The organism is Olleya sp. ITB9 (genome assembly GCF_001315805.1).
Classification (GTDB): Bacteria; Bacteroidota; Bacteroidia; order Flavobacteriales; family Flavobacteriaceae; genus Olleya; species Olleya sediminilitoris.
In genome coordinates, this window is sequence record NZ_BCBW01000039.1 from 160,307 (window position 1) to 170,803 (window position 10,497).

Annotated in this window: 6 protein-coding genes; 1 reads left to right on the forward strand and 5 read right to left on the reverse strand. The window is 30.5% G+C overall.

The window, feature by feature from the left end; all coding sequences use genetic code 11:
• Nucleotides 1–37: 37 nt before the first annotated feature.
• From ITB9_RS11935 to ITB9_RS11955, 5 genes are all read right to left on the reverse strand, one after another.
• Entirely contained in the window at nucleotides 38–877 is an 840-nt protein-coding gene (locus ITB9_RS11935; protein ID WP_054852414.1) for a S9 family peptidase, read from the reverse strand.
• Nucleotides 877–3,624: a PD-(D/E)XK nuclease family protein gene (locus ITB9_RS11940; RefSeq protein ID WP_054852415.1), complete on the reverse strand. Its 2,748-nt coding sequence runs from the start codon at nucleotides 3,622–3,624 to the stop codon at nucleotides 877–879. The genes ITB9_RS11935 and ITB9_RS11940 overlap by 1 nt, the downstream gene beginning before the upstream one ends.
• Before the next feature lie 69 nt (nucleotides 3,625–3,693).
• Nucleotides 3,694–5,136, reverse strand: coding sequence for an OmpA family protein (locus ITB9_RS11945; RefSeq protein WP_054852416.1), 1,443 nt, complete (start codon nucleotides 5,134–5,136; stop codon nucleotides 3,694–3,696).
• Between the two features lie 124 nt (nucleotides 5,137–5,260).
• Complete coding sequence (kbl, locus tag ITB9_RS11950) at nucleotides 5,261–6,454, reverse strand: glycine C-acetyltransferase (RefSeq protein ID WP_054852417.1); 1,194 nt, start codon at nucleotides 6,452–6,454, stop codon at nucleotides 5,261–5,263.
• A gap of 72 nt (nucleotides 6,455–6,526) precedes the next feature.
• Nucleotides 6,527–9,670, reverse strand: coding sequence for an exodeoxyribonuclease V subunit beta (locus tag ITB9_RS11955; protein WP_054852418.1), 3,144 nt, complete (start codon nucleotides 9,668–9,670; stop codon nucleotides 6,527–6,529).
• 192 nt (nucleotides 9,671–9,862) lie between these two features.
• Between ITB9_RS11955 and ITB9_RS11960 the strand changes: the two genes are divergently transcribed.
• Nucleotides 9,863–10,471 (forward strand): superoxide dismutase, encoded by a 609-nt coding sequence (locus ITB9_RS11960; RefSeq protein ID WP_054852425.1) that lies wholly within the window; start codon nucleotides 9,863–9,865, stop codon nucleotides 10,469–10,471.
• Nucleotides 10,472–10,497 lie beyond the last annotated feature (26 nt).

The following is a 10,497-nucleotide window of genomic DNA, read 5'->3' on the forward strand; positions in this document are numbered from 1 at the left end:
ATACTATATAATAATCATTATGGTGTTTAGTATATGGTTAGGTAATAAACATTAGACTTTGTTTTGTTACTGCTTCCAAAGCTTTAGGAAGATTCTTTTCCTCCCAAGGGTGTTTACCATCAAACACATGATTACTGTTTTCTAATTTAAATAATTTGCTATTTGGGTTCCATTTATGAAGATTTTTAGCTTCTTCAAATTTAACAGATGGATCATCAATAGCATGAATTATTAAATGTGGAATCTTTATTTTTTTACAACATTTTTCTATGTTTAATCGCTCTTTATTGGCTTTATAATCTAAATAAAATTGATAATTATGCGGCATCTGCTGTTTTGTTCTTCCGTTTAAAACATATTTTACACCATCAATTTTCCATTGCTTTAAATCTCCTGTAGTAGATGTTCGTTTTCCAAATGCACAGACACTAGCCCACGTTATTAAGTCGGTTATTCTAGAGTCTTCAGATGCTTTAATAGTTGCTATGCCTCCACCTCTAGAATGTCCAATTAGTGTAATATTATTAATGTCTATTTCTGATAAATAGTCATTATTTTGACTCAGTAAATAGTTAATTAAATCATCAAGGTCTTGCAGCTCTTTACTGTAATTATTTTCTGCAAAAGCATCTAAATCAGGAAAGTCTATAGGTTGTTTAACTGTTCCTCCATTATGAGAAAAATTAAATTTCACGAAAAATAAATCGTTATTTTTAAAATGTTGCGCAACAAGATCCCATGGTCCCCAATCTTTAAAACCTTTATATCCATGACAAAAAATAACCAACGCCTTAGGTTTGTTAGTTTGTTTAAAAAACAAATCAAAAATAATTGGTTTTTGTGCTTTTCTATTTAAAACTTCATTCTTAATTTCCATTATAATTCTTTTTCTATAAAATCTATTTCTGGATTAAAAATCTCTAGAATTAATTTATGTAGTTGAATTTCAAATTCTTCTAAAATTTCAGCTGTAATTAGTGTTGTTTTATTACCACCTCTAACTTGTTCTTTTTTTGTAAAAGGAATAAAACCAGCACTTAAGTTTTTAAATGAAATTATACCTGCTTCTAAAGGTAACTCTACAAGATTCATTTTTTTTAGCATATAGGCATACATTAATACCTGAAATGATTTGCTGTATTTAGTATAATCTGTCAATACATCATCCCATTCAATAACCGAAACCTTGCTTTGGTCTACTTTACCTGTTTTGTAATCTATAATTCTTGTAACGCCATTAAATTCATCTATTCTATCAACAGTTCCTCGTAATTTTATAGAAAAATTTAAACCTTTAACTGTTGTAAAGACTTGGTTGCTTTGGGCTTCTAAATCTATTATCTTGATAGTATTTCCTGCTTCTAATGATTTTATCTCAAGGTTTAAAAAGTTTAAAACATAACGTTTAGCAATTTCAAAAACAATCAAGTTTTTTCCTTTAGTCATGTCACCATCCTTATATTCTTCTTTAAAATACTTGGTAATTAATTCATCAATTTTAGGTTTGAGCGATTTTATAATTTCTACTGTTAAAAACTGTTGTTTTAAAGGGATATATAAAGCCTCCAAAGTATTATGCACAACAGTACCCAATGTGTTTGCAGCTATGGTTTCTTCCACTTCCTCTAAATCAGAGATTCCTAATAATTTTTGATAGTAAAAATCAATAGGATTACGAACATAGCTTGTCAATGATGAAGGAGAAAAACCCTTTTGCGCAATTGTTTTTAGTTGACTAATTATAGATTCTGTTTTAGTAATTACAGCTAATTCTTTTTTGTAATTAGGAATTTTTGGTGTTAATATCTGATGATTAATTTTATGTATGCCTTCTAATTCTAGCTGATTGATAAACCTACTTTTTTCGCCACCTAATAATGTGTCAATTTCGGTGTTATATAAAATGTAAACATTTTTAGCACGTTGTAACAAATGGTAAAAATGATAGGTGTAAACTGCATCTTTTTCTTTGTACGTAGGTAGTTTGTTTTCTAGTTTAACATCAAAAGGAATAAAAGAATTGTTTGTTTTTCCTGATGGTAAAATACCTTCATTTACGTTGGTAATAATAACAGTTTCAAAATCAAGTACACGTGATTCTAACATTCCCATTATTTGCAAACCTTGTAACGGTTCTCCTTGAAAATCTAAAGTTTCAGAGCTTAATAATTCTTTGTAAATACTATATAAACCTTTAATGTCTTTAATGTGATTATATGTGTCGTTTAAACGTTTTACTTCATTAAACAAGGTGTTAAACCTAAATAGATACTCTAAACCTAATTGGTTTGTTTTTTTATCTTCTGAAAGTTGTTCTTTAATTGTTGTTATTAGTTCGAAACAATTTTCTAAACCTATATTTGGGTTATTTTTCCAATTTCCAAACAGTAGCTTTATTAATGAAGTTTCCTCTTTAGTTATTTCTAACAACGAAGTTTCGTTTAAATACACTATATTGTTTTTATTTATTGTATCAATAAGTGTAATTGCACTTCCGTTATTAAATAATGGTTGAATATATTGGTGTGATAATAGGCTAATAACTTCTTTATAATAAAGTTTGTTATTATGCTTTTTTTGAAGGTTAAATAAATGTTCAAATAAAGAAGCTAAGGGTATAGTCTTTAAAGGAAATCCCATAGTCACGTTTAAAACATCTACAGATTTTGGTACCGAGTTAAGTATTGGAATTAATAGGTTTTCATCTCCTAAAACAACTGCTGTATTTTTTAGATTTGGGTCTGTGCTTGATAAGTTATCTAGTATTTTTCCAACAGCTTTAGCTTGCCCTATATTTTTAGGTACTCCATATATGTTGATGTTTTTATCCGTTTTATAATAATTGTTTAGCCAATTAAACGGTTGTTTTTCAAATACACTCCAATTAGTTTTATGCTGTCTAATAAATAAGCCAGCATCATGTATTTTATTTTCAATAAATGTTTGATCCGTATCCCAATAAATCGATGCTAAATGATTTTTAATTAATTTTTGTATGATGTGTTCCTCTGCTTCATTAAGCGCATTAAAACCAAGAAATACGTGTTTTGAATTACTTTCTTCAATATAAGACTCTATATTGTTATAAGCTTCACGATATAATAGTCCTTGATAGCCTTGACGGTTGTCAATTAATTTTTTTGTAAAGTGTGTGTAGTAGTCATTTAATTTATTCCAAAAACTTAAGTAATTAGTCACTAATTCAGTTTGGTTAGCTTGAAGTGACCAATGTTCTAAATCCTTGATAGCTTTTAGGTAATCGAATATTTTTTTTTGAGGGATTAAATAACGATCTATCTCATTAAAATCTTGAAGTATAATTTGAGACCACTTTGTAAAAGCATCAAATGGTTCTCTTTGGTTTTCTGGTGTTAACTCTAAATATGTATTATAAAATTGAAAGAGTAATTCAGTATTACTTACTGATTTTAAATTGGACAAATCTTCTACAAAGTTTTCAATACTCAGAATTTTAGGAGCTAATATTGTTTGATTTAACACCAAGCTTAATTCATTTCTCAAAAACACACCAGCTCTTCTACTTGGAAGTATAAAGATTAGATCGCTAAAAGATGCGTTTTGATTTTTTAAATCTAGAATTACATCTTGAATAAAGTTTGTCATTATATAAAAATAAAAAACGCTTCGATTTCCCGAAGCGTTTTTCTATAAAATTTAGTGTTTGACTAAAACTTATTTTTTAAGTTTTACTTCAACACGTCTGTTGTTAACTCTTCCAGCTTTAGTTTTGTTGCTGTCGATTGGGTAATCTTCACCAAAACCGTAAGCATTTAATCTAGCAGAATCAATTCCGTTTTCGATTAAGTAAGCCATTACAGCGTTAGCTCTAGAGTCAGATAATGATTGGTTAGTAGTTTTACTTCCAACGCTATCAGTGTGACCTTCGATTGTAAAGTTAGCCTCTGGGTATTCTTTTAATATTGCAGTAATAGACTGTAATACAGAGTAAGTTTCTTTTTTGAAGCTTGATTTTCCAGTGTCAAATAAGATAGTTTTAGCATAGCTATTTAATTTATCTAATACAACTTGGTCTGGTACAGCTGGAGCTTCTGGGCAACCATTGTTTGCTACAGTACCTACTTCTTTAGGACAGTTATCATCTTTGTCTAATACACCGTCACCATCAGTATCTGGCCAAGGACATCCTCCATTTGCAGCAGGACCAGCTTCACTTGGACATTTATCTTTAGCGTCAGCTACACCGTCACCATCAGCATCAGGACAACCTTTTAATGTTTTTAAACCTTTAACTGTTGGACAGTCATCATTGTTATCTGCTACACCGTCTCCATCAGTGTCAGGACATCCGTTAAACTCAGCTAAACCAGCTTCGTTTGGACAAGAGTCTTTTGCATCTTCGATTCCATCACCATCAGTATCAGGACAACCGTTGAAAGCTTCTAAACCAGGTACATCTGGACAAGCATCGTTTTTGTCATATATTCCGTCACCATCAGTGTCAGTTCCTCCAAATCTAACAGATAATCCTGCAGAATGTTGGAAATGCTTAGTTAAGTAATCCTCAAAAGAATGCTTATATTTTGATTCTACGTAAAAACCAATGTTGTCAGTAAACCAGTAAGTTAATCCTAAAGATGCGTTTAATGTTCCTGCACCAACTGAATTGTTAGAACCAGCTTCTGTAGAGAATGTGTTATATGCACCTTCTTCGATCCATGTGTAACCACCTCCAATACCAACTGCAGGGTCTAATTTTGAAGATCCAATTATATTTGCAAAATGGTATCTTACGTTACCATCTACAGCATAATATGCTAAATCATTAACTCTTAAACTAGGGTTTGTGAAGTTGTCTTCTGTTTGTCCCCATTTGTTAATTCTGTTGATAGAACCACCTGCTTGTATAGAGAAGTTATCTCCAACATATTTAGAAACAGAGATAGTTGATAATGAAGGTAATATACTCCAGTGATCTTCTACGTTAAAGAATTCTTCAAAGTATCCTCCTTGAGGAGCATCTTCTCCTACAGGATATACATCTACTGCGTTGATACCGAAGTTAATAGCCCACGGGTTGTTTTCGTCTTGAGCCATAACGTTACCCATACTTGTTAGAAGTAACATTGTGAACAATAATCTGCTAAGATTTTTCATATTCAAAAATTTAATTTTTAAGTGTTAATTAGAAGCAAAAATAAGTTGTTAAATAATATTAACAAAGACAAATATATAAAAATATTGATTATATCCTCTTTTTGCGACCCAATTATGATTGTTTCTAAATAATTTCCAGTGCTTTACCTACCTTAATAAAGGCTTTGATGGCTTTTTCTAAATGTGTTTTTGTGTGAGCAGCAGATAACTGCACTCGTATTCTTGCTTTTTCTTTAGGCACTACTGGAAAAAAGAATCCAATAACATAAATACCTTCATCTAGAAGCATATTTGCCATGGTTTGAGATAATTTTGCATCATATAACATAACTGGTACAATTGCAGAGTCACCATCTATAATGTCAAAACCTGCATTTTTCATTCCTTTTTTGAAAAAATTTGTATTTTCTTCTAAAGTGTCTCTAAGCGAATTGTCTTTGTCTAGCATTTCAAAAACTTTAATTGACGCTCCAACAATAGCAGGTGCTAATGAGTTTGAAAATAAATATGGTCTAGAACGTTGACGTAGCAATTCAATAATTTCTTTTTTTCCTGTTGTATATCCTCCCATTGCTCCTCCTAGAGCTTTACCTAAAGTTCCGGTAATGATATCTATTCGGTCCATAACACCTTTTTCTTCTAATGTACCTCGACCTGTTTCTCCAATAAAACCAGCGGAATGACATTCATCAATCATAACCATTGCATCATATTTGTCTGCTAAGTCACAAATTTTGTCTAAAGGAGCTACTAAGCCATCCATGGAAAATACACCATCGGTAACAATAATTTTAAATCTTGCTCCATTTTTGTTAGCGTCAATTAGTTGTTTTTCTAAGTCTGCCATATCATTGTTTTGATATCTATATCTCGCAGCTTTACATAGTCTAACGCCATCGATTATTGAAGCGTGATTTAAAGAGTCTGATATAATTGCATCTTCTTTACCTAATAGAGGTTCAAAAACACCACCATTGGCATCAAATGCTGCTGCGTAAAGTATGGTATCTTCAGTGCCATAAAAATTGGCTATTTTTTCTTCTAAGGTTTTGTGTATGTCTTGTGTACCGCAAATAAACCTAACAGAAGACATTCCAAATCCATGAGTGTCCATGGTGTCTTGTGCTGCTTTAATTACTTCTGGATGAGATGATAACCCTAAATAGTTATTTGCGCAAAAGTTTAGGACTGTTTCACCTGTATTTAAAGTTATTTCGGCACCTTGTGCAGAGGTTATTATACGCTCTTCTTTAAATAGACCATTATCTTTTATATCTTGTATTTCTTGTTGTAAATGTTGTTTGATACTGCTATACATGTTTGTTGTTTTAGTAGTGCAAATTTAATTAATGTTTGCTTTATAGTTATGTGTTGTTAAAATTCTTTTGATTTAATAGGTTACTAATTTTATATTTTCGTTTATGTAAATCAATATTTTTTGATCAATTTTATAATCCATCTCTTTTAAAATATCAGAGTAGTTTTCTAGTTGTTCTCTGTATTTAGGGTCAGGAAGCCCAGTTTTGTAATCAATAATACTTACTGTGTTGTTTTTTATGACTAAGCGATCTGGTCTTATAATTGCTCCTGATTTTGATATAATATCACGCTCGTTATAAATTTGGTAATCATTTGTATAGTATTGCGCTATTTCTTCATGATTTATTATTTGATTTATAGTTTGAGTTAAAAGAGTTGCTTGCTTGTTATTTATTAAACCATCATTTAAGTAGTTTGTTATAGCCTTATCGATATCATCCTTTGTATTAATATCAGCCATAATATCATGTATTAAGTTACCCTTTTCTATGGCATTTTGCTGATCTGTATCCCATAAAAATCCAGATTTAGTGATTATTTTAATATTATGATCCAATTTATCTACACTTATAAATTGTTCAATTTCTTTGCTGGTTTCAATGTTTGCATCTGGTGTTATTTCTCTTTTTGGATTACCAAAAGTATATTCTAATTGGTTTTCATTCCACAATCCCTTATGCATTAAGTAGTTTGTTAATAAGCCGGAATATGTTTTTAAAGTGACACCTGTTTTGGTCTCTTTTTCTTTTTTAGAAATAATATATAGTTGTTCTACAGGTCTTGTTAACGCAACATATAAAAGGTTTAAGTTGTCTAATTCTTGTTCTGACCTATGTTTTGTGTGTATTGCTTCTCCAATAGATCCAAAGAATTCAAAATCTTTATTATAGTTTAGTAATATTTTTGAAAACCCACTGTAGTTTGTTTCATTTAACGGAAACCACTCCTTTGGTTCTATTTCTCTGTAAATATCCAATTGAGCATAAGGAAAAATAACAACCGGAAACTCCAAGCCTTTTGATTTATGGATGGTCATGATTTGAACCGCATTTTGATTGTTTGGAGAAACTATTGCAAGAGTATCTTTTTTAGAATCATAATAGTCTAAAAATCCAGGAATATCAGAAATTTGTTTTTGAGAATAGTCTAAAACAACATCTAAAAAATATTGGATGTATGCATTGGATGTTTGCGCTAAATTAAAACTTCTTACTATGGTTTCGGTTAAGTCATATAGCGATAATTGGATAAGATAATTTGGATTACAATCAACATTATATTGCTTTAAATTGTCAAAAAACTCTTGAAGATCTAAGTCTAAATTTGATTTAAAATATAGGTGCTTGTCTTCAATATTGTTTTGATCTGCAATGTAGTCTAAAACACTGACTCTAACTTCTAGGTTATTTGGGTTTACCAGAAGTCTAAACACGTTAACAATTAACCTTACATGTTCAGAATTGTTTATTAACATGGTTTCAGATGAAGTAATACGTATGCCTTTATCGCTTAAAAATTCTGCTATAGCTACACTTTCTTTTTTCTTTCGTACTAAAACACAAATATCTTTTAGTTGGTAATTATTGTTTAGACAATTAGTGATGGTATCTAAAACAGTTTCTGGAAATAATACGTCCTGATCATCTTCTTTTTGAATATCTAAAAAATTAAGGTGTACATAACCATCATGTTTTATAACAGGTTTTTGCGGTGCATTTTTGTATAATGTGGCATATTCTGAATTGCTAAAACTGTTAGAAGATAAAAAATCAAAAAACTGATTGTTAAAATCAATTACGTTTTTAAAACTTCGGTAATTGTGTTCTAATCGCACAACATTTTTTTCAATAGGAAACGGGTTGTCCATTTGTGTCAGTCCAATAAATTGCTCTGCTTTTCCACCTCTCCATCTATAAATAGCCTGTTTAGCATCTCCAACCAGCATGGCTGTACCTTGTTGACCTTTTAGGTTTTGACCTGTTAATGTGTTTTCTATTAAAGGAATTAAATTAGTCCACTGCATTTCTGATGTGTCCTGAAATTCGTCAATAAAATAATGTCTAAATTTTTCACCTAAACGTTCGTAAATAAAAGGTGTTGGTTGATTTTTAATTTCTTTACTAATAAGTGTATTAAATTCGGATATTAACAACTTATTTTCGTCTTCTTTTATAGTGTTTAGTTCTTGATTTATAGCATTTAAAACAGATAAAGGTGTGCTACTTTTATATACTGATTTTTTAAACTTTAAATCAAAAACAGCAGTTTTAATTTTATGGTAAGCACGATCTATATCTGGTAATAATTGGTCTATGATTAACGCTTTCGCGGAATCCAATTTAGCTGTATAAATTTTTCCTTCAGCTATATTTTTAGCTAGTAAATTGTCATAAAGCTTATCAAAGTCTAAAACGGAAGCTTTTACAAAATGATTAAATAATGTGCCTCTTGTAAAGCTTGCTTTGTCTAATCCATTAGCAGCAAAAATGTCCAAAATAGCCTTTGCAGATTCGGATATTAGGGTTTCACTAGCTTTAATTTGTTGAATTAAATTTGATTTTAATGCATTAAAATCTTCAATAGTTTTATGTTTGATACTTTCAAAATAAGGAATATCGTTATCATTAATAAGTACTTTGGCAGTGCTGTTAAAATCTCTTGAAACATCCCAACTTTTGTCATCATCAGCTTTTTCTAAAGCAAAATCTATTAAAACTTTAGTCAGTTTTTTGTCTGTGCCAGCTTTTGCAATCAGACTATCAACAGCTTGATTAAGTAAGGTTGGTGTGTCAAGCTCGACTTCAAAATTAATTGGTATTTTTAAATCATGAGCAAAGGTTCTGATTAGTTTATGGTTAAAACCATCTATGGTAGAAATGTCAAAAGCTGCGTAATTATGCATGATTGTATTTAACATTGCAATTGCTTTATTGTGTGCTGTTTTAGGCTCTAAGCGTAACTCACTACAAATAGCCAAAAACATACTGTCATTACCTTCTAAAATGTTAGGGTTTGCAAATTGGTGTAAGGTATCTAAAATTCTAGATTTCATTTCGCCAACCGCTTTATTGGTAAATGTTATGGCTAAAATTTGCTTAAAACCATCATTAAATTTATTAGTAAATAACAATTTTAAATACTCCTTAACTAGTGTATAGGTTTTACCACTTCCAGCAGAAGCATCATAAACTTTAAAGGGTGTAGTTGTTGACATTTACTATAATTTTAGACAAGATAATAACAAAATTATGGTTGCTAAATATATTTTGAGACTATCTTTAATAATTAAATAGGCTTGTTAAAATATTATTAAATAGAAATAATAGATTCAATAAATATTTTCAATTGAAAGCTTTAATGTTTAATTTTGAAATAATTGAATATTAACACTAAAAAACATACACTTATGGCTTTTGAATTACCAAAACTAAAATATGCGTATGATGCATTAGAACCAAACATTGATGCACGTACAATGGAAATACATCACTCTAAACACCACAACGGTTACACAACCAAGTTAAATGGTGCAATAGAAGGTACTGATTTAGAAGGAAAATCTATTGAAGATATTCTTGCTAATTTAGATATGAATAATATGGCTGTTAGAAATAATGGAGGAGGTTTTTATAACCACTCATTATTTTGGGAAGTTATGAATCCGGAAGACAAAGGACGTTTGTCTGGAGGCTTAAAAGATGCTATTGAAGCTGCTTACGGAAGTTTTGATGCTTTTAAAGATGCTTTTAGTAAAGCTGCAGCAACACAATTTGGTTCTGGTTGGGCTTGGTTATGTGTGCATAAAGGAGGTAAGGTTGAAGTGTGCTCTACACCAAATCAAGATAACCCATTAATGCCAGGAGTAAGTTGTGAAGGAACACCTATTTTAGGATTAGATGTTTGGGAGCATGCTTATTACTTAAACTACCAAAACAGAAGACCAGATTATATTGAAGCTTTCTTTAATGTAATTAACTGGAACGAAGTAGAAAAACGTTACGCTGAGGCTAAATAAGACGTTTAGCAATCATTATAAAAAAG